The 25,019-nt window shown below is 39.6% G+C and carries 22 protein-coding genes and 1 tRNA gene; 11 read left to right on the forward strand and 12 right to left on the reverse strand.

Annotation, left to right across the window (positions count from 1 at the left end):
- Positions 1 to 2 precede the first annotated feature (2 nt).
- From R3D71_02960 to R3D71_02990, 7 genes are all read right to left on the reverse strand, one after another.
- Complete coding sequence (locus R3D71_02960; GenBank protein MEZ5690610.1) at positions 3 to 893, reverse strand: hypothetical protein; 891 nt, start codon at positions 891 to 893, stop codon at positions 3 to 5.
- Positions 894 to 1,120: 227 nt separating this feature from the next.
- Positions 1,121 to 2,326, reverse strand: a complete 1,206-nt coding sequence (locus R3D71_02965; GenBank protein ID MEZ5690611.1) for a pyridoxal phosphate-dependent aminotransferase — start codon at positions 2,324 to 2,326, stop codon at positions 1,121 to 1,123.
- A gap of 48 nt (positions 2,327 to 2,374) precedes the next feature.
- Positions 2,375 to 3,334 carry an FKBP-type peptidyl-prolyl cis-trans isomerase gene (locus R3D71_02970; protein MEZ5690612.1) on the reverse strand — a complete coding sequence of 320 codons (960 nt, stop codon included), beginning with the start codon at positions 3,332 to 3,334 and terminating at the stop codon, positions 2,375 to 2,377.
- 53 nt (positions 3,335 to 3,387) lie between these two features.
- Positions 3,388 to 4,488, reverse strand: coding sequence for a redox-regulated ATPase YchF (gene ychF, locus R3D71_02975; GenBank protein MEZ5690613.1), 1,101 nt, complete (start codon positions 4,486 to 4,488; stop codon positions 3,388 to 3,390).
- Between the two features lie 12 nt (positions 4,489 to 4,500).
- Positions 4,501 to 5,076 carry an aminoacyl-tRNA hydrolase gene (pth, locus tag R3D71_02980; GenBank protein MEZ5690614.1) on the reverse strand — a complete coding sequence of 192 codons (576 nt, stop codon included), beginning with the start codon at positions 5,074 to 5,076 and terminating at the stop codon, positions 4,501 to 4,503.
- A 9-nt stretch (positions 5,077 to 5,085) separates the two neighbouring features.
- Positions 5,086 to 5,748 carry a 50S ribosomal protein L25/general stress protein Ctc gene (locus R3D71_02985; protein MEZ5690615.1) on the reverse strand — a complete coding sequence of 221 codons (663 nt, stop codon included), beginning with the start codon at positions 5,746 to 5,748 and terminating at the stop codon, positions 5,086 to 5,088.
- 39 nt (positions 5,749 to 5,787) lie between these two features.
- Positions 5,788 to 6,723, reverse strand: coding sequence for a ribose-phosphate pyrophosphokinase (locus tag R3D71_02990; GenBank protein MEZ5690616.1), 936 nt, complete (start codon positions 6,721 to 6,723; stop codon positions 5,788 to 5,790).
- 358 nt (positions 6,724 to 7,081) lie between these two features.
- Here R3D71_02990 and R3D71_02995 point away from each other — a divergent pair, with 358 nt between their 5' ends.
- On the forward strand, positions 7,082 to 8,032 hold the full coding sequence (locus tag R3D71_02995; GenBank protein MEZ5690617.1) for a hypothetical protein: 951 nt from the start codon (positions 7,082 to 7,084) through the stop codon (positions 8,030 to 8,032).
- Here R3D71_02995 and R3D71_03000 read toward each other — a convergent pair.
- Positions 8,029 to 9,726: a monovalent cation:proton antiporter-2 (CPA2) family protein gene (locus R3D71_03000; GenBank protein ID MEZ5690618.1), complete on the reverse strand. Its 1,698-nt coding sequence runs from the start codon at positions 9,724 to 9,726 to the stop codon at positions 8,029 to 8,031. The genes R3D71_02995 and R3D71_03000 overlap by 4 nt on opposite strands.
- Before the next feature lie 313 nt (positions 9,727 to 10,039).
- Here R3D71_03000 and R3D71_03005 point away from each other — a divergent pair, with 313 nt between their 5' ends.
- Together R3D71_03005 and queA are read left to right on the forward strand one after the other, a co-directional pair.
- Positions 10,040 to 11,620: a lysine--tRNA ligase gene (locus tag R3D71_03005; GenBank protein MEZ5690619.1), complete on the forward strand. Its 1,581-nt coding sequence runs from the start codon at positions 10,040 to 10,042 to the stop codon at positions 11,618 to 11,620.
- 284 nt (positions 11,621 to 11,904) lie between these two features.
- Positions 11,905 to 12,984 (forward strand): tRNA preQ1(34) S-adenosylmethionine ribosyltransferase-isomerase QueA, encoded by a 1,080-nt coding sequence (gene queA / locus R3D71_03010; protein MEZ5690620.1) that lies wholly within the window; start codon positions 11,905 to 11,907, stop codon positions 12,982 to 12,984.
- A gap of 8 nt (positions 12,985 to 12,992) precedes the next feature.
- Here the strand turns inward: queA and R3D71_03015 are convergent, their stop codons facing one another.
- Positions 12,993 to 13,424, reverse strand: coding sequence for a hypothetical protein (locus tag R3D71_03015; protein MEZ5690621.1), 432 nt, complete (start codon positions 13,422 to 13,424; stop codon positions 12,993 to 12,995).
- Positions 13,425 to 13,508: 84 nt separating this feature from the next.
- On the opposite strand from R3D71_03015, the gene tgt reads away from it, so the two are divergent.
- From tgt to R3D71_03030, 3 genes are all read left to right on the forward strand, one after another.
- The gene (gene tgt, locus R3D71_03020) at positions 13,509 to 14,618 is read left to right on the forward strand and encodes a tRNA guanosine(34) transglycosylase Tgt (protein MEZ5690622.1); all 1,110 of its coding nucleotides are present in this window, start codon (positions 13,509 to 13,511) and stop codon (positions 14,616 to 14,618) included.
- 11 nt (positions 14,619 to 14,629) lie between these two features.
- A complete protein-coding gene (locus R3D71_03025; protein ID MEZ5690623.1) occupies positions 14,630 to 15,481 on the forward strand; it encodes a hypothetical protein in 852 nt (283 codons plus the stop codon).
- A 95-nt stretch (positions 15,482 to 15,576) separates the two neighbouring features.
- Positions 15,577 to 15,652 (forward strand) — tRNA-Lys (locus R3D71_03030).
- Between the two features lie 5 nt (positions 15,653 to 15,657).
- Here R3D71_03030 and R3D71_03035 read toward each other — a convergent pair.
- Entirely contained in the window at positions 15,658 to 15,948 is a 291-nt protein-coding gene (locus R3D71_03035; GenBank protein MEZ5690624.1) for a hypothetical protein, read from the reverse strand.
- An 8-nt stretch (positions 15,949 to 15,956) separates the two neighbouring features.
- Positions 15,957 to 16,220, reverse strand: coding sequence for a hypothetical protein (locus R3D71_03040; protein MEZ5690625.1), 264 nt, complete (start codon positions 16,218 to 16,220; stop codon positions 15,957 to 15,959).
- A 428-nt stretch (positions 16,221 to 16,648) separates the two neighbouring features.
- Here R3D71_03040 and R3D71_03045 point away from each other — a divergent pair, with 428 nt between their 5' ends.
- The 3 genes from R3D71_03045 to R3D71_03055 are packed head-to-tail and all read left to right on the forward strand — an operon-like array spanning position 16,649 to position 19,668.
- Complete coding sequence (locus tag R3D71_03045; protein ID MEZ5690626.1) at positions 16,649 to 18,049, forward strand: FAD-binding oxidoreductase; 1,401 nt, start codon at positions 16,649 to 16,651, stop codon at positions 18,047 to 18,049.
- A complete protein-coding gene (locus R3D71_03050) occupies positions 18,042 to 18,761 on the forward strand; it encodes an SDR family NAD(P)-dependent oxidoreductase (protein ID MEZ5690627.1) in 720 nt (239 codons plus the stop codon). Before R3D71_03045 ends, R3D71_03050 begins: the two co-directional genes overlap by 8 nt.
- Positions 18,762 to 18,792: 31 nt before the next feature.
- A complete protein-coding gene (locus tag R3D71_03055; GenBank protein ID MEZ5690628.1) occupies positions 18,793 to 19,668 on the forward strand; it encodes a UbiA prenyltransferase family protein in 876 nt (291 codons plus the stop codon).
- A gap of 25 nt (positions 19,669 to 19,693) precedes the next feature.
- Here R3D71_03055 and R3D71_03060 read toward each other — a convergent pair whose 3' ends face one another.
- Positions 19,694 to 21,370, reverse strand: a complete 1,677-nt coding sequence (locus tag R3D71_03060) for a hypothetical protein (protein ID MEZ5690629.1) — start codon at positions 21,368 to 21,370, stop codon at positions 19,694 to 19,696.
- Between the two features lie 180 nt (positions 21,371 to 21,550).
- Between R3D71_03060 and R3D71_03065 the strand changes: the two genes are divergently transcribed.
- Together R3D71_03065 and R3D71_03070 are read left to right on the forward strand one after the other, a co-directional pair.
- Entirely contained in the window at positions 21,551 to 22,384 is an 834-nt protein-coding gene (locus R3D71_03065) for a class I SAM-dependent methyltransferase (protein MEZ5690630.1), read from the forward strand.
- Positions 22,385 to 22,410: 26 nt separating this feature from the next.
- A complete protein-coding gene (locus tag R3D71_03070) occupies positions 22,411 to 24,891 on the forward strand; it encodes a glycosyltransferase family 39 protein (protein ID MEZ5690631.1) in 2,481 nt (826 codons plus the stop codon).
- Positions 24,892 to 25,019 lie beyond the last annotated feature (128 nt).

Genomic DNA, 25,019 nt, shown 5'->3' on the forward strand with positions numbered 1-25,019 from the left:
TTTTAGAAAGAATTGAGGAAAGCTTTTATAGCTTTTTTCTTTCTATGGAGTTTCAACCCACGGTGGATATTTATTCTTTCCTTGAGGTGAGAGAAGAAGCCTTCTAGATGGTTGGTTGTTGGCGGAATATTCTGTTCTGGAAATTCCTTGTATGTAAATAGCCTGTGCAGATTTTCTTGCACGGAATTATATGCAGAACGCGTCCTTCCGTGCGTAAATCTTCCACCCTTTTTGGCATTCAGGAATCCTTTGTGCTGCTCTGCCAGAGCGTAAAATTGAGCCACAAAATCTTCTGGTTCGGTATTGCATAATTTTTCCATCAACTCCTTCAAATCCTTTGCAGGACGGAGCTTTGGATTATTTCCAGTATATCGCCTTACAATCGCTTTTTGATGGAAAATACACATTTGAATTGGTACTCCACCAAGTGTTTTTCTGATGTTTTCATAAAACCCTTTGCGCCCATCAATGGTCACTGATTTGAAGCAATATCCTGCCTGCACAAGCTCATGCAAAGCTTCACGCAAATGCTTCACTGATTCGGTTTTGATCTCTTGGTAATAAATGATTCTGCTGCCATCATGCGCACAGAAATAGCCATATTCTCTGCCGAAGAAAGACGCATCCATGAGCAGGTTAATCGCTTCTTTTGAGGCAGGAAAAATTAATCCTTCTGCCCACTCAAGAGCATCAAATTCCTTGGTGAGCTTGGGGATGGAAATATCAAGAATGCTAGCAATTTCTGCTAGTGTTCGGCGTTTGTGCAGCCAGTCTAAATAGTAACGCTTATAGTCGGTTTTTTTGCCGCGCTTATCAACCCATTGATGTAAGCACAAGTTGCAACGATACCGTTTACGACCACGCAATTTGCCATTGCTTTTTATGCTGCTCAAACCGCATTTTACACAGCGTTTTTAGACACTTTTATAATCCTTTTTTAAAAATACAGTATATCGCATTGTTTTATAAAGCAATTATGCAGATTCTAGCATCACACTTTTTTAATTATGCCTAAAAAGATCCTTCGTCGCTTCGCTACGTTGGGATTACATTTGAGAGTAGATAAAACCGGAAGCAAGTAACTTATCCTTCACTTCCGAATTTTCTATCCTTCTTTCTTCTAACCTTCCAGCCCCGCGCAGGCGGTTTTTATTCGCTCCATAGCTTTTTGTAGGGCTGATTCGCTGGTGGCATAGGATATTCTGAAATATCCTTCCATACCGAAAGCGCTTCCGGCGACCGCCGCCACTAGTGCTTCTTCCAATAGATACTCACAAAAATCATTACTGTCTTTTATAACTTTGCCTTGAGAAGTTTTTTTGCCAAGTAATTTTTTTATGTTTGGAAACACGTAAAAAGCGCCTTCTGGCTTTAGACAACTTATACCATCTATATTATTTAGAGCGTCTACCACCAAATCACGGCGACCAGCGAATGATTTATTCCACTCTTTCATAAAATCCTGCGACGAGTCAAGAGCGCACACAGATGCCGCTTGGCTTATAGAACAAGCACCAGACGTACTTTGTGACTGAATATCAGCTATTGCTTTTATAACTTCTTTATTCCCACCGGCGTAACCTATACGCCAACCAGTCATGGCGTAAGCTTTGGAAACACCATTTACGGTAAGTACACGGTCAAATAATTCCGGCGCAACTTCAGCTAGCGTATGGAATTTGAAACCGTCATAAACCAGATGCTCATAAATATCATCAGCAAGCACCATAACTTGCTTGTGCTTAAGCAGTATGTCAGCCAAAGCTTTAAGCTCAACTTCGCTATAAGCCGCTCCAGTTGGATTGGATGGCGAGTTAAGTATCAACCATTTGGTTTTTGGGGTTATCGCTTTTTCTAAGTCTTTCGCTGTTAGTTTGAAGCCATTTTCTTCTGGGCAATCTATTATAACTGGCTTTCCTTCAGCGATTAATACCATGTCAGGGTAAGATACCCAGTAAGGAGCTGGGATTAAAACCTCATCTCCAGCGTTTAATGTGGCAAGAAAAGCGTTAAATATTATCTGCTTCGCGCCAACTCCAGCGATAATTTGACTCACGGCATATTCTAAATTATTCTCTCTTTTGAATTTGCTGATAATGGCTTTTTTAAGAGCGGGAGTTCCAGCGACCGCCGTATATTTGGTGTCTCCTTTATTTATCGCCTCAATAGCGGCTTTTTTGATATGCTCCGGTGTATCAAAATCCGGCTCACCAGCGCCTAACCCTATTACGTCTTTTCCGGCTGCCTTAAGCTCAGCGGCTTTGGCGGTAACAGCAAGGGTAGGGGATGGTTTTACGACGCTTAATCGGTTTGCGATGTTTGACATGATATTTCCTGTAATTATGTGTGTTGTTGAATAATACGGTAGAATTATTTAAGGTATAGCCTCTATATATATAATCGCTGTTTGCTCTTTGGGAAGAGGTAACTTAATCTGATTAGAATTTTCTATTAGCGGTTTTTGGGTAGATGGCGGCGCTATTATAACTCTTTTCTTGCCTGGCTCTAAACCCAGAACTCCTTGCTCTAAGGCGAAGAAAGTATCTGAAGCGCCTATGGTAAAACTTATAGTCTCTTTTTTGTCGCTATCCATATTATCATATAATTTATTTCCAGCTATATCCCAGATGGAAATATTGAGTTTTACCTCATCCCCACAACTATAAAAAGCTCCTTTATCATACGGAGCGTCATTTAGCACCTTAAAGGCTGATATATCTGGAATCTTCGGCGATATATCAACCATTTCAACTTCAAAATTAGTGTCGGTATCATCCGTTATGCTATCTTTATTAAATCCATCAGCGCCATACGCCATATGGTGTGGCGATAATATGTTACGCTTACCACCTTTTTTCATGCCTATAACCGCCTTCTCAAGCGCGGGCATTGATTCTCCAGCGCCGATTATAAAGCTAATCGCTTTTTTATTCTCAATTTCTTTTTTGCTGATTATCTCTACTTGTTCTTTAGAGTCCTCATTTTTCTTTTCTTCCGCAAACGAGCGATAATTTATAGTAACTTTCTGACCACAAATAGCGCCGTCACCTTCGCCTACTTCCGCGTCAGTAGCGCTCAACCTTCTAGTTTTTACTGGGAAAAGTTTACCTTTTAACGGTTCAATATTTATTATTTTTTTGTCGTCAAATATTGAGCCAAGAGACAGAGCTTCTTCACTATTATGATTTTTGGTTAAAGACTCTACAGCATTTTGGTGGTTTTTTTTACCAATACCATTGGTAATAAACGCATAGATAAGAAAAGCGAAAAAAGCCCAAACCAGTACAGGTGAGACTGGCTTATGATCTGGCTTTTTCTTAAAAAAGTTAAACATGATATATTTCTATAATTTTCTACTTCCAACCTTTAGTTGCTAGTCCATAGCACCTAATTATTAAATCTAAAATGCAATACATCGCCATCTTTTACAATATATTCTTTTCCTTCCAAGCGAAATTTACCAGCGTCTTTAGCTCCACTTTCCCCATTACATTTTATGTAGTCGTCATATGAGATAGTCTCAGCCCTTATAAAACCTTTCTCAAAATCGCTATGGATTATTCCTGCCGCCGCCGGAGCCGTAGTCCCACTAGTTATTGTCCACGCTCTTGCCTCTTTAGGACCGATAGTAAAATAAGTAAGAAGATTTAGTAAGCTATATGACGCTTTTATTATTCGTGAAAGCCCTGTTTCCATAAGCCCTATAGTTTCTAAGAATTCCCGCTTTTCCTCATCACTGCCAAGAGTTGATATTTCCGCTTCTATTTTCGCTGAGATAATTACAGAAGCCGCGTTTTTGGCCTGAGCCATAGCTTGTACTTTTTGTGATAAACTATTACCACCTGCCGCGCTCTCCTCATCAACGTTACATATATACAATACAGGTTTAGAGGTAAGAAGCTGCAATAGCTTCATTTGCCGCCTTTCTTTCTCGTCATACAGTTCAGTATCCCTAGCTGGTTTTCCTTCAGCCACAACTTTGATAACCCGTTCAATAAGACTCACCTGTTCCGCAAGCTCTTTATCTGATTTAGCTTTTTTCTGTAAAGTGGGAAGCCGCTTTTCTAGGCTTTCAAGATCAGCGAGAATTAATTCGGTTTCCACAATCTCAGCGTCCCGCATCGGGTCAACACCGCCTTCAACATGGGTGATATTACCATCCTCAAAACAACGCAGCATATATATTATAGCGTCAACTTCCCTGATATGAGCGAGGAATTGATTGCCAAGCCCTTCACCTTTACTAGCGCCTCGTACTAGACCAGCTATATCAACAAATTCAATTTGAGTTGGTATGATCTGAGCTGATCCAGCTATTCTTGCTAGTTTTTCTATCCTATCATCAGGGACATTTACCTTGCCAATATTTGGTTCTATCGTACAGAATGGATAATTGGCGGCCTCCGCTTGCACAGTAGAGAGTAAGGCATTGAATAATGTCGATTTACCGACATTTGGTAGTCCGACTATACCACACTTAAACCCCATTTTTCCCTCTATCTATATCTTCTTAGTTTGTAATGAGGCTTTATTCATAAAGTCTGCCTGCTTGCCGTCAAGAATTAATTCAAGATTATCATTTATGGCTTCTACCGTGTTTTCCATAATTTCTCTCTCATCTTTACCAAAATCTGAAAGCACATAGTGTGACACCATATCCTTAATCTCAGGTCGCCCGATACCTATTCTTATCCTCGTGTAGTCAGCCCCCAAATGAGAGTCCAGACTTTTCAGCCCATTATGTCCGCCATTGCCACCGCCTATTTTTACTTTTATTTTACCAGTAAGCAAGTCAAGGTCATCATGGATAACAATTATTTTACCCAGATCTATCTTATAAAAATTAGTGGCTTTAACAGCGGGATTTCCAGAAAGATTCATATAGCTAAGAGGTTTTAATATGAAAACCTTATTCCCTCCTATAAAACCTTCTGATAACTCTCCTCCGAATTTTAACTGTGGCTTTGAGAAACTACGCTTATCTCTAATATAGTCAGACGCCATAAACCCAATATTATGACGATTACCCTGATGTTTTTTATCAGGATTGCCCAGACCAATTATCAGATAAGTCATAATAACTAATTATTTTTTAGCTTCCTCACCACCTTCTGCCGGTTTTGCTTCAGCGCTAGCTTCACTATCAGCGGCAGTTTCCGCGACATCATCAGCCTTACCACGACCAGATATAGTAATAATGGTGAAGTTACGCTTAATAGTTGGGATTGCGCCTTTAGGTAGCTCTATGTCATTGATATGTACGCTCTGACTTATGTCCAGAGATTTAATGTCTATTTCAATATAATCAGGTATTAGGTCAGGTTCACAGAAGAACTCTATCTCGTGACGTACTATATTTAATACACCACCACGTTTTAAGCCTACTGATTTATCTCTGCCAGATATTTTTACTGGAACCTCAACTCTGATCTGGCTATCAGCTTCTACTTTAATGAAGTCAGCGTGCTCTATAAAATCACTAACCGGATCAAATTGTAGATCCTTAGGTAGGGCACGTACGGTCTTATCAGTGAATTTAAGCTCAACCAGCCTGCTTTTGAAGCGACCTTTGGCATACTCCATTGATATGTTTTTAAGCGGAATAGAGATGCTTACAGCGTCCTGTCCCTTAGCGTATAAAACCGCTGGTATGCTACCGGCGCGACGTAGAGCACGGGCGGATCCTGTGCCACTTTCTTTGCGTATATCAGCGGGAATAACCGCAATTTTATTAGATGTTTTACTCATTTTTATCTCCTTGTTACATTAATATTCCATATTTATTCTTCAGTCAAAAAGGCTAGATATGCTAGTTTCCTCATTTATGTTCTTTATCGCTTTAGCAAGAAGCGGAGCGAGTGAGATTACTCTAATATTTTTGGCCGCTTTTACCGTATCAGTAGTCATTATGGTATCGCTTACTACCAGTGAAGTAAGAACAGAATTCTCAACCCTTTCTATCGCTTTTCCTGATAATACGCCATGTGTGACATAAGCAGCTACCGACGACGCACCAACATCTTTTAACGCCGCCGCCGCGTTACACAACGTTCCGGCGGAATCAACTATATCGTCAAACAATATGCAGTCACGCCCGTCAACATCCCCGATTATATTCATAACCTCCGATTGTCCGGCTTTCTCACGACGTTTATCCACAATCGCTAGATCCGCTCCTAGACGGTTGGCAAGAGCTCTCGCTCGCACCACACCACCAACATCAGGTGATACGATAACCAGATTTTTAGGGTCTTTATACTGTTCACTTATATCTTTTACTATAACTGGGGAAGCGTATAAATGATCTAGTGGAATATCAAAAAAACCTTGAATTTGCCCAGCGTGCAAGTCAACTGTAAGTACACGATTAGCACCAGACGCGGTAATGACATTTGCTATGAGTTTCGCGGTGATCGGGGTGCGTGAGCCAACCTTCCTATCCTGACGGGCATAGCCGAAATAAGGTATTACAGTGGTAACTCGGCGCGCAGACGCTCTTTTCAACGCGTCTAGGCATACCAGTAATTCCATGATATGGTCATTTGCTGGATAAGATGTTGATTGTATTACAAAAACATCCTCTCCACGTACATTCTCGTTTATCTCAACAAATACTTCCTGATCAGCAAAACGCTTAACTGTGGCATTAGTCAGTTCAATGCCCAAATTATCAGCTATTGATTTGGCAAGCGGTATATTACTGTTACAGGCGATCAGTTTCATTTTTTATATCCAAAATTCAATAGGTTAAATAATAAGATAAATTTTACTTATTAGCACGGCGCACCAAACCCTCCATCTGCCATGTGACAAACACACACCAAACGGATAAATATCAGGGCTCAAAAGCGCCAATGCTATAGATTATTCAGGCGAGCTACATAGCATTATAGTCAGGCAAAGTAAATGCTTAATTCTCATATAAGTGAAAAATAATAATATTTATTAATATAAGCTTGAATTGTTAAATTTTATAAAGTTAACTAGTCTTATGATTATACCTGCTTATGATAGTAAACATTCAAAATACCGCGGCGATATTATTATTGACGCTTGCTCATTGTTAGGGCTGAGGACTGATATGCCTAATTCAGATAGTGAAGCTGGTAACAGCAAAAAACTTCTAGATATTATACCATTTTTGGCAAAAAATGGCTATCGTGTGTTGATTCCTGAAATGATTTCGTATGAGGCGGATAAAATATTAGCTTCAGGAAAAGATTTAGGGGCATATTCACATACGGTTAATATAAAAAGAAGCGATAGCAGTAAGGTAGGAAACGGTAGAGAAAAACTAATAGAAATTCTAAAAGATGCTAGTCTTTCTAGTGATAACCCTTCCAAGAAAAATCCAAATATTCATACTATAACAGATACGGGACCTAAAAAAGTTGACGAATTTATAAGAGAACTTTACAAATTTGATGATTATGAACAAGAAATAAGGGCTAAAATAGCGAGAGCGAAGTCTAGTAACGGGATTGGCGTTGATTTGATAGATCCGTCAGATACTGTAGCGTATATACTTGGTAATAAACTTGCCGTTATGCATCGTAACGCGGTAAAAAATTTAGGTGATGACTCAATAGTCTCAATGTTGCGGAAGAATTATACAAGAAACAATGATAAGCCGGTATTTATCTTAACTGATGATAACGGGCTTGGTAAAAAAATAAATGGATTGGGTGTTTCTAATAAATATGTTATTGGTAATGGAGCTCTTGTCTATAGCATAGTTGATTCTGGTCTTGGTGAACACTTAGGATTTCCTGAAGATATGAGCGCGTTGGAGCTAGAAAGGAAGCGTAGAATTGACTCGGAAGCTTTTAGAGCACATAAAAGAAATATTCCAGAACAAATACATAGGAATGAACAAGCTTATTCCAACAGTATAAAAGAAAGCGCTTTTTTTGAATCTTTAACTAGATTAAAAAAAGATATTGAAAAGCCTAGTAAGATAGTAAAGGATACTAGATCCAGTATGCGAAATGGACAAAAAAGTATAGCGGCGGCGACATTAGGTGGTCGCTAGCTTTCCGCGCTTCGGGTGAGGGCGTAATCCTCAGCCCTAAACACATCAATTATCCGACTTATCTCATGCTCGGAAATACCTATTTCCCTAAGTAAAGAGCCTCCTAATTGTAGACTTACCTCAAACATCTCAGCAACCGCCAGATTGGCTCCGGCTTTTTCCAGCTTGATTACCTGTTCAATATTTACCGCGCGCGCCACTATCGGCAGGCTAAGGCTTATATCACGAATTGTTTGTATGGTCTGGATAGCCGCTCTAGTGTTGCTATGAGTTATTATGACCGCTTTCGCTCGCTCTATCGCCAGAGATTTAAGGACATGCGCTCTTGATGTGTCACCATAATATATCGGCGCGCCATTTTTGCGTTCTCTTGCCACCGTAAATGAGTCTATATCTATTATCACATAAGGTATATTCTCACTCTCAAGGAGTTTGGCTACAGTGTGCCCAACTCGCCCAAAGCCACTTATTATGACATGTTGCTGTAAATCTATGGTTTCCTCTATAATAAAATTAGTTTTCGCTAGTGATTTTTTATCTATCATATAGGCTATTTTCTTGCCCAACTCAGCAACCAGTGGAGTAAGAGCCATGCTCATGGTGACAACTACCAGCAATATCTGTGACGTACCAGCATCTATTACCCCGTTTTCACTGGCTATGGAAAATAATATGAAAGCGAACTCTCCGCCCTGTGATAGTAACATACCAATATGTATCGCGGTGCTAAAACCAAATTTGAACAATCGGCATAACAGGAATATCACTATTGTCTTAAATCCCATCAGGGCAAAGGTAAGAGCGATTATTAGTGGGAAGCTTTCTATGAGCATTTCAACATTTAGTGACATGCCAACCGTCATAAAAAACAGTCCCATTAAAATACCCTTAAACGGCATTATATCCGCCTCAACCTGATGTTTGAATTCAGTTTCGGCTATCAACAGACCAGCTAGAAACGCGCCAAGTGCCGGAGATAGTCCAGCAAGGGCTGAAAGTAGGGCGACTCCAAGCAATACCAGCAGGGTGGTCGCCGAGAACAGCTCGGTATTACCTAGTGAGGCAATAAACTTGAACAGTGGGCGCAATAGTAATTTACCAGCGGTAGAAATTACCACTAAACAGACTACGGCCTTAAAGGTAGCATCAATAAGTGACGCGGTAAGATCGCTGCTTTTATCGGCGAAAACTGTAGCGAGCACCAGTAAAGGAATTACCGCTAGATCTTGTAATATCAACACCGCAAGAGATAATCTTCCAACTTGTGATGACTTTTCCCCATGCTCAGAAATTACTTGCAGAACGATAGCGGTTGAGGAAAGAGCAAGCCCACCAGCTATGATTATTGCCGGCTGTGCTTTGCTACCCATGAACATGAATATCGCGACAAGGAGTGCGCCAGTTATCAGCACCTGCGCGCCACCAAGCCCGAATACGTGTTTTCGTATGCTTTTAAGCCGCTCAAAAGATAGTTCAAGACCGATCAAAAATAAAAGAAATATTATACCAAATTCAGCGATACCAGACGTGGTTTTTACGTCTTTTATCAAAGAAATGCCAAAAGGTCCTATAACTGTGCCAGATACTAAATAACCAAGAGCCGGACTCAGCCTTAATATACGAAAAGCTGACACCATCAGCACCGCGAATAGTAGCAAAACGACAATTTCAAATAATGGTATAGAATGATGCATATTCTCTATTTTACCTTAAACTTTATAAATACAGTTTTAATTCGCATTACTATAGTGAGTTTGAAACAATAAATTATTGTTCCAAATAACAAAGCTACGACCGTAGCCCGCCGCTCGTGCGGCGTAAGCCTTAGCGGCGTATGAGCGTCCACTCAAACTTTTTCAGGAAAAAATTAAGTGGAATTACTATAATATTTCACAAAAAACTATTGAAATGTAAGTCAAAAATATTAAATTTGGGTTGATTTGCTTATTGCGGCTGTTCCGGTAAGCCACTTTAGCAGAAATTTCACGCGGAAAGAATACATAATTTATGACTGATATAAAAATATTGGCTGAGAATGCCAAATCATGGCCGTTTCAGGAAGCCTTGAAGCTTGTGGAGCGTTACAAAGAATCTCCTCCAAGCAAAGGCTATGTGTTGTTTGAGACTGGTTATGGGCCATCAGGTCTTCCTCATATCGGAACGTTCGGTGAAGTCGCCCGTACTACTATGGTACGCAGGGCATTTGAGGAAATAAGCGATATTCCAACCAAGCTCATCTGTTTTTCCGATGATATGGATGGGCTGCGCAAAGTGCCGGATAATTTGCCGAATCCTGAGATGATTAGGGAGAGTCTTGGCAAGCCGCTTACCTCAGTTCCTGATCCGTTCGGCACCCATGAAAGTTTTGGTCATCACATGAATGTGCGCCTTAGAGCGTTTCTTGACCATTTTGGTTTTGATTATGAATTCAAAAGCTCTACCGATACCTACAAGTCTGGTGAGTTTGATGAGGCTTTGCTTACCCTACTTAAAAATTATCAGAAAGTTATGGATCTAATGTTGCCGACACTAGGCGAGGAAAGGCAGCAAACTTACAGCCCATTCTTGCCGGTATCTCCGCGCTCGGGAAAAGTTTTGCTGGCTAAAGTGGTAGAGACTAAGCCGGAAAAAGGTACGATTGTTTACGAGGAAGAGGATGGAACGCTGGAGGAAGTACCAGTAACCGGTGGGCATTGCAAGTTGCAGTGGAAACCTGATATGGGGATGCGTTGGGCGGCACTTGGCGTGGATTACGAGATGTATGGCAAAGATCACCTAGCGTCCGCCAAATTATACAGCTCTATCTGTCAGATAGCCGGTGGCAGACCACCGGAGCAATTTATGTTTGAGTTATTCCTTGATGATAAAGGGCAGAAAATATCCAAATCCAAAGGCAATGGGCTAACCATAGATGAATGGTTACGTTACGCACCCGCTGAATCGCTTAGTCTCTATATGTATCAGTCGCCACGTAAAGCGAAGCGCCTCTATTTTGATGTCATTCCTAAAGCGGTAGATGAATATCAGACTTACTTGAGTAAGTTCTCGGACGAGGAACTGGCGGCGCGGCTTGATAATCCAGTGTATCATATTCATGGTGGAAAACCACCGGTAGGTGAGGAGCTTCCAAGTTTTAACCTGTTGCTTAACCTTGCTAGTGTAACAGGGGCTGATGACGGTAAGGTGTTGTGGGGATTTATTAATCACACAATGCCTGAGCTATCACCAGATACTCACCCATTTTTGGATAAGCTAATTAATTGCGCGGTAAATTATTATCAGGATTTTGTAGGGCCAACCCGTAATTTCCGTAAGCCTAGTGATATAGAAGGAAAATCACTAAGTCAGTTGGCTGAATATTTGGGTAGTATGGATGAGAATGTGACCGCTTCAGACATTCAAAATAAAATATACGAGATAGGAAGAGATAATAATTTTACCAATATGAAAGATTGGTTTTCCGCTCTGTATGAAACGTTGCTTGGACAGAAACAGGGGCCTCGTATGGGATCTTTTATTAAGCTTTACGGTATTCATGAAAGCGTAAAACTTATCCACAAGGTACTTGCTGGGGAAGATTTGGCTTAATTTTTTTATTATTGTCCCCGTGAAAACCTCCTGATTTTCACATGGGACGTGCTCAGGGCTGGCAAAGCCTACTGGCTTTGCCTTTTGTTCCCTCTCCCTAGGGAGAGGGTTAGGGTGAGGGGGGAATCTTTGTTTTGTTCCCGTAAAAGTCCACTGACTTTTACATGGAACGTGCTGGCGGCATATAGGGTATACGGTTGGTTCAAGTCTGACTCGGTCTACTGACCATATTTTTTTGTCTCTTGCGCAGGACGTATCTTTGCGGGAATAACTGAAGGATAATCATGAAAACATCTGATTTTGACTTTACCTTACCACAGGAATTAATAGCCTCCGCTCCAGTGTGCCCGCGTGATGCCGCGCGTATGCTGGTTGTCGCGGAAAATACATACGACAAAAAAATAACCGATCTGACAAGCTATCTGAAAAAAGGCGATGTGTTGGTCTTTAATGATAGCAAGGTCATTCCCGCTCGTCTTATCGGCAAACGTGGTGATGCCAAAATTGAGGTGTTGTTGCATAAACGAATCTTTTACCCTATGAACCCTCACCCCATCCCTCTCCCAGAGGGAGAGGGGACTAATATGTGGAAATGTTTCGCAAAGCCCGCAAAAAAACTGCGTGTGGGCGATGTTGTAAATTTTGCCGATGATTTCAGCGCGAGCGTTATAGAAAAATATGATGACGGGCAGGTTTTACTGGGGTTTTCCTATTCGGGCGACATATTTGAACAAAAGCTGAACACTTACGGAGCAATGCCACTACCGCCTTATATTGAACGTGTACGCTGTGCTGATGATGCGGACAATAACAGTTATCAGACGATATACGCGAAAAATTCCGGTTCGGTGGCGGCTCCCACAGCTGGTCTGCATTTTACCGATCGCTTGCTTGATGCTATTGATAAGATGGGAGTAGAGAGATTACATGTCACCTTGCATGTAGGTGGTGGTACTTTCCTGCCGGTAAAAGCTGAGGATACGAACGACCATGTGATGCATAGCGAGTATGCGGTGGTAACTGGTGATGTGGCGGAAATTATAAACGTGGCTAAAAAAGCAGGAGGAAGGGTGATAGCGGTGGGTACGACCAGTGTTCGTACCTTAGAGTCCGCCACCAATAAACACGGTATTTTGCAAGAATTTGCGGGTGAAACCGATATTTTTATTACGCCTGGCTATGAATTTAAGCTGGTGGACGCCATGCTTACCAATTTTCACCTGCCAAAATCTACCTTATTTATGCTGGTATCGGCATTTAGCGGGCTGGACAGGATGAAAGCCGCCTACGCTCACGCCATAGAGCAGAAATACCGATTTTATTCGTATGGGGATGCGTGTTTGCTTTTCTCCGAAAACAAGTAATAGAGTTGTTATTTCTTAACTTTAGCGGCGGCACTAGCAGCGGCGGACGCTGTTGTCGGAACTTCAGGAGTATGAAGACTCCCCAATTCAGCGGCCTCTCCTGAATCCGCAGCTAAGGCACCGACTGCGCCACCACCATGTCTATTAAACAATACTATACCCGCAAAAGAAGGACCAAGACGTTCATCACAAAATCCCATTCCAGTTTCGCATGCTGCATCGTTAATGGTTCGTGCCATTTGGACACCACCCAAAGCCAGAGCAGAAGGAACTACAGCAGGCGTAAATAGACCAACAGAAGCAGCAGATTCAATGGATGAAGCGGTAAGTTCAACATTGTTTCCCGAATCATGGGCATCCCTAGCCGCTGCGGCACTGGATATAGCAGCACCGCCAGGGAGCAATTTTTTAGCAACGAAACCCCCTATTCTCCCTAACATCTCATATTCCTCTTTGACAGAAATTACTAAATTGTTAACCATTAAACCATAGTTTTTACTAAAAAACAAGTGTAATAAGCCGTTATGTCTATAAAATTTACTATAAATCATCAGGATGGCAGTGCCCGAAGTGGGATTGTTTCCACTGCTCATGGTGAGATTCGCACACCAGCGTTTATGCCAGTGGGGACAGCGGCGACCGTAAAAGGTATGACACCGGAGGCGGTGGCGGAGACTGGCGCGGATATATTACTATGCAACACCTATCATCTGATGCTGCGACCAACTGCTGAGCTTGTCGCTAAAATGGGTGGCTTGCACAAATTCATGAACTGGAATAAGCCTATACTCACTGATTCTGGTGGGTTTCAGGTAATGTCACTGTCTAAGTTACGGAAAATTGGCGAGCAAGGGGTGGTGTTTAAGTCGCATCTCGATGGCAGTGAGTATAATCTGACACCTGAACGCTCTATGGAAATTCAGCATTTGCTGGGCAGTGACATAACGATGGCGTTTGATGAATGCACGTCATTTCCGGTAAGTGAGGAGGAGGCCGAAAAATCCATGTGGCTTTCCATGCGCTGGGCACAGCGTTCTAAAGACGCGTTTATCAAACGGGATGGCTATGGTTTATTTGGTATCGTGCAGGGCAGTGTATTTCCGAAGCTTAGAGAGCAATCGGCAGGAGCGCTCAAGCAAATAGGTTTTGATGGCTACGCGATTGGTGGGCTTGCCGTAGGTGAGGGGCAGGAGTTGATGTTTGAGGTATTGGATTATACCACGCCATATTTGCCGGAGGACAGACCACGTTATTTGATGGGGGTAGGCAAGCCTGATGATATTATCGGGGCGGTGCTACGCGGGGTGGATATGTTTGATTGTGTGATACCCACACGGGCAGGGCGGTTCGCGAGAGCTTATACCGATGAGGGAGAGAAAAATATCCGTAACGCCAAATTCGCCGATGACCCAAAACCGTTACAGGAAAATTGTCCATGTCCGGCGTGCGCTTCCTACAGCAGGGCGTACCTCCATCATCTGTTCAAGGCGCAGGAGATGTTGGGAGCTACCCTACTTACTTGGCATAACCTGACCTTCTATCAGCAATTAATGCAGGGTTTGCGGGAGGCAATAGAGGAAAATAGGGTTAGTGAATTCGCGAGTATGTTTCTAGAAAAATATAATAAAAAATAGAAAAGCTATTTATGAGTATTCAAACTTTTAGCAAACTAAATCCTGCAATTGAAGAAGATGCTATTTATAGTAAGGCTTGGCGGTATTTACGAAAAACCGATAATGATGTAAATACTGAGCAGGAGATATTTGAATCTATTGATAAGTTAAGAGTTCCTTTGCTGATAGAGGAATATGTTGGAGGTTCAACATTATTCGCGCTTGCGGCTAGAAATGGCAGTGAGAAAATAGCCAAGAAAATGTTTGATAAGATAAAGGCAGCTATTGAGAACCAAGAAATTACAGTAGACCAACTATTCAAGAAGGAAGAAGATACTCAGACTATATTAGAATACGCGATTAACGCTGGTTTTAGTAAGCCATATTTTAGGAAAATGGCATCTGAATTAGTAGATATGGCAAAACCGGAGCATTTGGTTATGTCCAGTATAAATCCTGCTGGTGAATGGGGAGATGAGCGGAGATTCCCTATTGTAGAAAATGCTTTAGGGGCAGTTTTAGAGCAGGCATTTACAGCTTCTAGGTGGAAGGGTGAAGAACATGAAGTTAAAAGTGATAAAAAGAGAGCGGAATCTTATCTGGCGTTAGTCCAAAAAATCTCAAAAAAAGCCGAGCCGCTTATGGCAGGTAAGTTAAAGGAGATAAGTGAACAATATGGCCCGTCTCCCGTTAGTAGTTTTTTAAGTAGAATTTCAGAAATCAATTCTAACTCACAGCCCATAGCTATGGTCAATGAATTGAAAGTATCTATAAGTGGTAAAATCATAAAAAAACATATTACGGATGAAGATAGAATAACAGGCTCTTCTTCCACTCGACCTCCAACTTTGCTTAAAAACATGGTGAGTAAGGCAAAAAAATAAGTAAAAATTACTTTTTACGTTTTTTCTCTCCTAAACTATTGACAACGGCTTATAAAACCGTATTGTTCCCAATCCATTGCGATTTTTTGTGTTGTGATCCGGTAGCTCAGTCGGTAGAGCACCTGACTTTTAATCAGGTTGTCGCGGGTTCGATTCCCGCCCGGATCACCATCTCTTCAGCGTTCATTGCCTTTTTTGGCTTTTTCTTTCATCGCCGCTTTTAGTTTGTCCGCCAGTGATGTGTTAAGGTTTGTCTGTGGATTTCTGCCGCCATGTAGCTTCTTTTCACGTGCTTTTACCATTTCTTTCTCTAGCTTCCTCTTAAAGCTCTGATTACCTATAAATTCTGGTATGATGTGTTTAATCTCGACGTAACCGTCAGATATAGGGTCTCTAATCGTTATTATCTCCCTATCTTCCAGCTTAATCCAACTTAGTAGATTTTTTTTGAATTCTTTATTTTTCAAGAGAGAGTTTACCACGGTACAGCATCAAGCAAGTGTGTGTTGAGTTTATCGGGATTTACTATAAGCTTGCCGATAAATTCAGCCACAGGGGCGATATTGGAGTCATTGAGATTATTTAACTCTCTGGAGAGCTCTTGGTTTTCTAATATTTTGACAATTTGTGCTCTATTGCCATCTTGTAATAAAAATGATAAACCATTGACCAGAATTTCCCCAGCAATTTGAGGATTTCGTTCTTTCGCAAAGCCAAAGAGTTTACTGTTAAAAGCCAAATCTATCTCACCGGTGGCAATGGTTCTGTCCAAAGCTGTGAGTATATAGGCTTCGCATTCATATCTGTTATCCCTATCGGGTATTTTACTGACAGCATCAACATCGTGTTTTTCTAGAATCCCCTGAATGGAATCCTCAAGTATTTATGCGTATTTCCTTTAATAAAATCCGAATCGTAGTTTTTTATGTCGTTGGAGTCGGGAATGCTGACGCTAGCGACTCGTGCTTTCTCTAAAAATTCATTCTCAGATTGTGTTTTCATATTAATAGTCCATATTATATAAGTAAATTTATTTTAACAGATGTTGGATATTGTAGTACATTAAGATTTTTGTAAAGAGGTAATTACATTCATGTAGCCACGTTTTCTTAATTGTGCAGATAATATCCATTTGATTATTTAGGAATTTTTTCCTAAACTGGCTGTATGTATTCTCAGGAAAATAAACCCCTATCTGTCCCAACTCGTGCCAGCAATCTTGCCGGTTGGGGAAATTATCCAGTTTCTAGTTGCCGGACAGCGCGCCCTGAAAAACTTACGGATATAGACAATATTATTAGTTCTGTTGAAAATGCCGGTGGGGGGCTTATCGGGCGTGGTCTTGGTCGTTCTTATGGTGATGCCGCTCTAAATAGCAACCTCACTGTAGATAGCACTAGACTAGATCATTTCATCGCTTTTGATAAAGAACATGGCATAATAAGCGCGGAAGCTGGAGTAACACTTGCTGAAATATTAGAGATAGCAGTGCCTCACGGTTGGATACTACCGGTAATACCTGGTACCAGATATGTAACTCTGGGTGGCGCTTTTGCCTGTAACGTTCATGGGAAAAATTCTTATATATCAGGTGAGTTTGCTGATCATGTGTTATCAGTAAATATAATAAAGGCAGATGGTAGCCGTGTTACCTGCTCACCAGAAGAAAATAGCGAGATATTCCTCGCTCTTGCCGGAGGAATGGGGCAGGGAGCTTTTATTGAAAGCCTTACCATTCGCTTGAGGCAGGTAAAATCAGCGTCTCTTGCTACTCAAACGAAGGCAGTGGATGGTCTTGATGAGATGCTTAACTGTTTTGAAAGCACAAAAGATAGCTCTGATTATATGGTCGGCTGGATAGATCACACCAAAAAAGGTCATGATTTAGGCAGAGGGTTGTTTGAAGCCGCTGAACATATATCGGAAGGTGATGGCGGGGAAAGTATTTCCGATTTTTACTTTCCCAAACCGCGCCTTAACGTACCATTTTTTATGCCCTCATTCTTGCTTAATAAATATACGATGGCGATTTATAACAATCTGCGTTTTCGTAAATATGACAATAGATGGAAAGAGGAAATAAAGAGCTTTCGGGAATTTTTTCATCCTCTTGATGGTATTAAGAACTGGTATCGTCTTTATGGAAAAAAAGGTTTTTTTCAATATCAATGCCTAATTCCTGAAAGTAACGAAACTAAAAAACATATACGTCATATACTGGAGCTGATTCATAGCAGAAATAGTTTTTCAAGCCTTGCGGTTATAAAATACCATAGAGAAGGTAATAGTATGCTTTCTTTTAGCAAACGTGGTTATTCATTAGCTCTGGATTTTCATAATAACGCCAGAATTTGTATGTTGATTGGTGAGCTTAATGATTATGTGGCGGAAATTGGTGGTAGAGTTTATTTGGCAAAGGACGCTCTGCTTACACCGGAACATTTTGTTAGGATGTACGGAAGTAATCTCGGAAATTGGCGTGATGTTATAAAAAATATTGATCCGGAAGGTAAATTTTCTTCCCTAATGTCGGTACGTCTTAATATGCGTGGAGGTAATATTGGCTAGAGTCCTTATAATAGGAGCGACATCATCACTGGCAAAAGAGATTGGTCGTCTGCTCGCGAAAGATGGCGATAATCTGGTGCTTGCTGGTCGTAATGAGGAAGAACTTAAACGTATTTCATCTGATATAGCGGTTCGTTACGATATTGTGCCTGAGATTTTTATTCTTGATTTATCTGAGAGCGATTTTGATTATGTTGGCTGGTCGGAGTCTATTGGTGATGTAGATAGGGTAATATTTATGTCCGGTGATATGGGTAGTGGAGATAATAATAATCTTTCCAACATTGAAAATGTTATAAGAGTGAATTTTACAGAAGCTGCCAAACTACTTACAATTTTCGCTGAGAAAATGGAAAAACAGGAAAGTGGCAGCTTAGTTGTTATCTCATCGGTCGCCGCTGATAGAGGTAGGCAGAGTAATTATATTTACGGCAGCGCAAAGGCTGGACTTACCACGTTCGCTTCTGGTCTTCGTAACCGTCTAAGCAAAAAGAATGTACATGTACTTACGATAAAACCGGGATTCATTGACACACCGCTTACCTATGCAATTAACAGCCCGCTTACTTGTAATAGAACAAAAGCTGCCGAAATTATTGTAAAAGCTATAAAACAGAAAAAAGATGAGATATATGTCCCAGCAATATGGTTCTGGATAATGCTTATAATACGCAATATACCAGAAAAAATTTTCAAGCGTCTTAAATTATGACTCTGGAAGAATTATACGGAGAGATTTATAAATGTTATCAATATCATCAATATTAAACAGTCCATATATAAAAATTACTCGCCCAGCTGGTTGGGTTAAAAGTTTCTTCGTGGTTGCTCCGTTATTTTTCGCTATTAAATACGATTCACTAACTGATTGGATAAATATATTGGTCGCTGTGCTAGCGTTTCTCGCCGCCGCCTGTTCTGTGTATGTTTTTAACGATATAAAGGACGTTGAGGAAGATAAAAAACATCCGGTTAAATCAAAACGACCTATAGCTTCTGGTGAAATAACCGTAAGAAATGCCACTATGCTTGTTGTCGGTCTTATTTTTACCTCATTTACGCTATGTATGTTTTTGCCTATTGGCTGTTTGTTTATAGTTATATCATATCTTTTGCTTAACGCTTTTTATAGCTTATACATAAGAAATTACTCGGTAATTGATGTTGTGGTGCTTGCCTGTTTTTATTTACAGAGGGTGCTTATGGGCTGTCTTGCGATAGATGTTCCTGCCACTCAATGGATCATGCTAGCTACCTTCTTCCTTGCTCTTACTATCGGTTTTGCTAAAAGATATAGCGAGTTCAATATAACTGGTTACGCTTCTTCCAAAAAGAATCTACAGGGCTATAATAAGCTGCTAGTTACCTGCTTACTTGGTATATGCGTATCCGCCTCGCTTATGACGTATGCCATCTATATAGCTGAGAAACAGCATGATAATAGTCATAATTTTCTTACCTATAGCATAATTTTTGTCGCTGCCGGACTGTTTCGCTTCTTACAGCTCGTATTGCATGATGGAAAAGGCGGTGAACCGGAAAAAATATTCATACAAGATTCAGTATTGCGCCATATCGGTATTGCATGGTTTGTTTATACGATATGGGCTATTAGCTAGAAAGAATTCTTGTATTGTTAGTTAACTATTTGTTTTTTATACGTTCATAATAAGTGAAAAACACTTTCTTATCTTTTATAAGGCTTGGGTATCCTCTTTTCATAAAAACATTTTCTGCATGCCAATACAATTTATCACTTATGTCAATCCAGACATTTTTTTTTGTATATCCTTTGTAGCTATAATTATTACTATCTCTCTTTTCATCATCTACTTCATTTAATCTATATGACAGTATGTAGTCTGGCTCACGTGATAACACATAATCTATATCAGATTTTAGGTGACCAATCTTTGGATTTGCGGGGATCTTTGATATCTTTTTATGAGATATATGCTTATCAAGGAGACCTAGCATATCTATATAATAATTATCTGATACCTTGTATGGAAGAACACCTGCCGTACTGAGAGCTATAACTGAGCCCTTTGGAAAATTCTTTCCTACATAATCACTAACAATATTCCCGACCAAAGCTCCATACGAATATGTAGCTCTCCTTTTATCTATAATACTAAGCTGCATAAATATAAGAACTATAATAAAAATACTTATGCTTTTTATATATTTGGTGATATGTCTTGCCGCTAGATCATACATAACAAAAAATAATAACACTACTATTGATGGCAAGAGTGGTACTAAAAAGCGATGATACTCCATAAAATCACCACCGACTTTTATGGTATATAAACTAACCGTAGCTATTACGATAAATAGATAGAATATTACAGGTGACCATTTTTTGTTTTTGCTGAAATATATAACGCTACCTATGATTATTAAGAAATTAATTAAAGGTGGCTCTAACAGAAATCCAAAAAAATATTTGATTCCGCTATTTAATATAAATTCTTTTACCTCACCTTCAAAACCATATGCTTTAGTATAATATGTGTTGGGTAATATATCGCCGAAATACCAGTATTTCCACATTAGATATGGTGCTATTACTGTCAAAATAGTTAACCCAAAACCGCCCAAAATATAAAAACCATATCCCGGCTTAATCGTCTTAATTAACCCGTTTCTTTTAATCAGTACTACTAAAAGGAATAATCCACTTGCTCCAGCGAATAATAACCCTTCAGGTCTAGTAAGAGCCGCCATAGAAAACAGTAAACCGGCTGAAATAGCTCTGCGTACATTATGTCTTAAATCACCATCTACATTCTGGATAATATTTATAGTTGATATAATTCCACCGGATGCAAGCAACACAAAAAGATTAGTCTCCAATCCAAAAAGGCTACAGCCTATAAGATTTAAGGAGGTGGCGAGTACAGCAGTCGGCACTATAGTAACCAGTAATTTGTCTTTTGGATCAGATGTGTTTAAGCTTTCTGATTGCTTTCTAAAGAAGCTATAGCAAGCATATACAATACCAATATAACAGCTCACTCCTAATATCCTAGTGGAGGTTACCGGATCAATGCCAAAATACACAAGAAAAGCCGTCAGTATAATCCACAAAAAATTTGTGTATCCTTCTATACGCTCCCCCGCATTCCAAGTCATACCGTTGCCGTCTAGCAGGTTTTTAACATAACGCAGAGATATGTAAGAGTCATCCTTGTATATATTCCAATTGCTATAGAATATCGCTATGATTAGTAGCGTCGAAAGAAACACGGTAATCCAAACCAGTGTTGAAGACTCTATCTCCTTATTTGCTTTATTAGGTTTAGTATTTATAGCCATTTGTTTGCTAAATTTACGTTTTTACATTGTTTGTTATCATATTGTTATATAAAATATAGATGGTTAGATGTGTATAATCTATACATGATTAATCTGAATTTACTATAATTAGTTTGACAAAATACACAAATTCTGTTGTATGTTGCATCCCTTGTAACCAAGTTTAGAGTAGGAACATATATGGCAAACTCTCCAGCGCAAAACACTGTAGCAGAAGATACTGAAACTCTTGAGGAACGTAAGCGTAAAGAGATTGAGTGGTCTGATTTTCGCCGTACCCTTACTAAAGAGGAAGATGGAGATGATTTTGATAAATATACCGCTAATCTCAAATATTACTGTATAATTGATAAGCAGACTGAGGATATTAAAAAATGGCTGCTTGCTAACACACGCGATAAAGATGTGTTTGAGATGGCATGTGGTAACACTGCTATGCTTCCACTTGTGGCTAAATATGTTAAATCAGCGGTTGCCGCTGACATCGCTCCGGTTACAATTGAGCTTGCTAAGAATGCGGCGAAAGGTGACCCTGATTTAGAGAAGATAGATTATCGGGTGATGGATTGTGAGAAAACTGGTATGCCGGATAATTCTTTTGATGTTATTTTAGAACAGGGCGCTCTCCATCATATGGATCTTGACGCTGCTTATAGTGAGGCGGCTAGGCTTCTACGTCCGAATGGAAAATTTTTCTGCTTGGAGGCAATACGTCATAATCCGATAATTCACCTGTATCGTAAAATGACCCCGCATTTGCGTACTGAGTGGGAAGCTGAGCATATTCTTGGTCATTCTCAGGTTATGAAAGGTCTTGAGTATTTTAACAAGATAGATAAGAAGCATTATTTCCTATTCTCTATATTTGCCGTTCCGTTCCGTAACACCTTTATGTTTAAGCCATTGCTTGCGGTGCTCGGTGGTGTAGATGCTGTTATAAGCCGTATTCCAGGTGTAAGATGGCTTTGCTGGCAATGCTTGTTCGTTCTAAGCGAACCTAAAGATAAGAAATAATCATTCCCTTAAATTAAGGGTAAGAAATGATAGAATCTTCTGCTATATCTTGGGTGTTGTTGTTTTCCTGCGTTTTTTTATATAGTATCGCCGGACTTGGAGTTTCGCGTTTTATACCTTTTTCTGTTAAGGCAAGAGCTATTGGTCTTAATTTTTTTGTAGGTCTTTCCATAGCACCTTTTTTGATGGGCTTTACAACTATACTCTCGCTATGGTTGTTTTCTGGTTATGAGCTTGCTGTTCATCTCTCAATAATTTTTATTGCTGCGATATTTTTGTGTGTAGTTACTCTCATACCGTTTAGAGGAGAACTTACTAGCTATAACCTGCGTTGGAATAAGTCATTATCTTTTGATGAAACCTTTATTTTTATATTATTTTTAGCGTTTGTGAGTTTGTTACTTGTCAATAGCCTGTTTTTTCCTCTAACCCAGAATGATTCATTGGAGTACGCTTCTGTAGCCAGAATATTTTATGATAGCCGCGATTTGTCAGTATATCCGGTTTTGAATTCACAAGATAATAGATCAGGTTTTTACGCGCCATGGACGCATCCTCCGTTTTATCCAGCTATGATATACGCTTTTTATCTATTGCAGGGTAGCTCCGAGCATGTAGGATTCGCTAGACTAATTACTCCTTATTTTGCGATTCTTTGTGTTTTGCTTACCTATTCGCTTGGTTGTCTCATAAATAGAAGGGCAGGGTTATTCGCCGCGATTTTTCTTGTTTCTACTCCTCTCTTCTTTCTAGGAGCTGATTCTGGTCTGATTGATTCAATACCGATTTTAGCTCTGCTCTTAATTTTTACTATGACTATAGCGATTGAGTCCTCACCTATAAAAACCGGTATAATACAGGGCGTATTTTTAGGAGCGTCTCTATGGACGCATTCCCAAGCTATACTTTTTATCCCATTATCTGCTTTTATAATACTGGCTATCAACGGAGTGTTGGGCTGGAAGAGGTCTTTCATACAGATATTGTTTATGACATTTGTCGCCTGTCTGCTCGCTAGTTATCCTTATGTAAGAAACTTAGAGATATATGGAGCTTTGGTCAGTGATAATAATTTGGTTTACGCTCTACCTGAGCTTGGCTGGAAAGATTATTTTAATGAGGCAAGAGGACTTAATTCTCCAGTATCAGTGATGCAATATGGCATACTTAAAGGCTGGTTCATGATAGAGTATTACGGAATAATTTTCTGGCTAATGACTCTAGCGGCTATCGTGTTTTTATGTAGGAATTGTTCTTTTGCGAGCTGTGTTTTTGGTAAAACAGTAGTAGAGATAGAAAAAAATCAGTCATATTTACTATTTGGTAGCTTGCTGATAGTGCTCGCTTATCTTTCGGGAGTAGTTCTTTCAGTTTTTATAAAAACTGATGTTATGGTGCGTAACGAGCGCTACCTTCTAGTAATTTTTCCTTTTATCGCGATTTTATCAGGGTGGCTTATGGCGGTTTTTATATCCGGTAAAACCAATAGTAACCTAAAAGATAAAATAAAATATTTATTTGTTATATTGATATTGCTGGTTGTGACTTTACAACTAGTATTTTTCTCAAAATACCGTTTTGATAAAAATGCTATTTCAATAGCTTCTATTAATAAGCCACAAAAAGATAAATTGCTAAATTTTCCTGAAATGCGGGTAATGGATTTTATTAATAGAAAGCTCGCTAGTAATAGTCTTATATTATCATCACAACCGGCTAATATGTATTATTCAGGCCGCAAGATGGTCAGCTATCTTGATCCACGTCTACTTGATTTTTATAAAACTAAAGATCCTAAAATCGGGTTGGAAATACTGCGTGAAATAGGAGTAACTCATATACATATTACGGACTATTCTCTACCAATTTTTTATAATTCAGTGTTAAAAGACATAGTATCATCACCAGATATGTCTAGTTTAATTTATTCGTATGATGGAAGTCAGTTATATAACTTAAAAGACTCTGGATTGTCTTATTCAGCGAATGCAATTGATATTTCTCCAGAAAAAATTACGTGGGAAAAATTTAAGCAATATAGGTTTCTTGGTAAGAAGGGTGGTATGTCATCTGATGATACTTCTTCCATATGGTATGGTAATAGCTCGGTATCTACTTTTCCCTTCGGATTGTTTCAGCGTAATTTCTCAACCATTTTATCAACATCAAAAAATCCTGATTCTGCTATAAAAATATCATCCTCAAAAGAATATGTAGTTGAGTTTAATGTATCGGGAAAAGGTTTTACAAGCTTTTTCATGGAGCAGTATGACAAAAACGGTAGTTTGATTAAAAGTACTGAACACACTTCCTTGCCACGAATAATGCTTGGAGACATAATTATTGGTAACGAAATAACGGAAAATAAATTTATAAGAAGAATAAAATCTATGCCTAATGCTTCTTTTATAAGAATCATAATTGAGCAGCACGGTAACTCAATACTGAATGTAAATAGCGCGAAAATCATAGCCTTAAACAAACATATTAAAGGAAAGCATAGATAAATGAATAATCCTCTACTTGATAATTTGACATTATCGTTTCCAGGAACATGGTTTTCCTATTATACACTCGTAAATTCTGGACTTTTTTTATCCTGTTTGTTTTTTATTTCCTATGCGTTTTTTAGAAA

This window comes from Rickettsiales bacterium, assembly GCA_041396965.1.
Classification (GTDB): Bacteria; Pseudomonadota; Alphaproteobacteria; order Rickettsiales; family SXRF01; genus SXRF01.